A 780-nucleotide genomic window follows, 5' to 3' on the forward strand; every position below is an offset into this window, starting at 1 on the left:
CACATCCGTCATCCGGTTATTTAGCACCTTCGTCTTCATGTCTTTCTGAGCATGGATCGACAGCAGTTCCTGTGCGGTGGCATCCTCGAACATCAGCTCGTTGTAGCCGCTGCCTTTGTAGGTTTGTGAGCGGATCGCCATCTGCGTTTTGGTGCCGGGTAAACTGCCGGGAGAGCGGTTGCTGGCGTGATAGGTGCGACCGGTGATGATCGGTTGATCCGGGTCGCCGTTGAGGAAATCGACGATCACTTCCTGGCCGACGCGCGGAATGGCGATGTTGCCAAAGCCGGTGCCTGCCCATGCCTGCGAGACGCGGATCCAACACGAGCTGCCTTCGTTGGCTTTGTTGTAGCGATCCCAGGCAAATTTCACCCGCACGCGCCCGTGCTCATCGCAGAAAATTTCTTCTCCCGGCGGGCCGGTGACGATGGCAATCTGCGGGCCGTCGATGCGCGGTTTGGGATGCGGCACCGAGCGCCACGTTTGCGTCGCCGGGATCACCTGAAAGTGGCTGGAAAGGGTGGTTCCCTGACCTTCATTGCCAATCAGCGCCTGCGGCTGATCGCCCTGCATTTCGCAGGCGATAACCTGCCACTGAGAGTTCAAATCCTCACGGGGATGGTCCGTCAGCGCAAAGCACAAACCCGGCTGCATGCGGGGTGAATTAGACGTTCCTGTGACCATATCCGCGTTATTGCGCCAGCCTTCAATCTGATAACGGGCAAAGTCTTCGCCGTGCTGTTCGTCTTTAAAGCGTCCCGGATAATCAAATATTTCATA

1 protein-coding gene is annotated in these 780 nt (G+C 57.4%); it reads right to left on the reverse strand.

Translation table 11 applies throughout. The annotated features are described in order from the left end of the window. Nucleotides 1-780: type VI secretion system tip protein TssI/VgrG (tssI, locus tag D5398_RS25320; protein WP_120510035.1), on the reverse strand; the 780-nt coding region annotated here is incomplete at both ends.

The sequence above is a fragment of the Rahnella bruchi genome, from assembly GCF_003614975.1.
In the GTDB taxonomy this organism is placed as follows: domain Bacteria; phylum Pseudomonadota; class Gammaproteobacteria; order Enterobacterales; family Enterobacteriaceae; genus Rahnella; species Rahnella bruchi.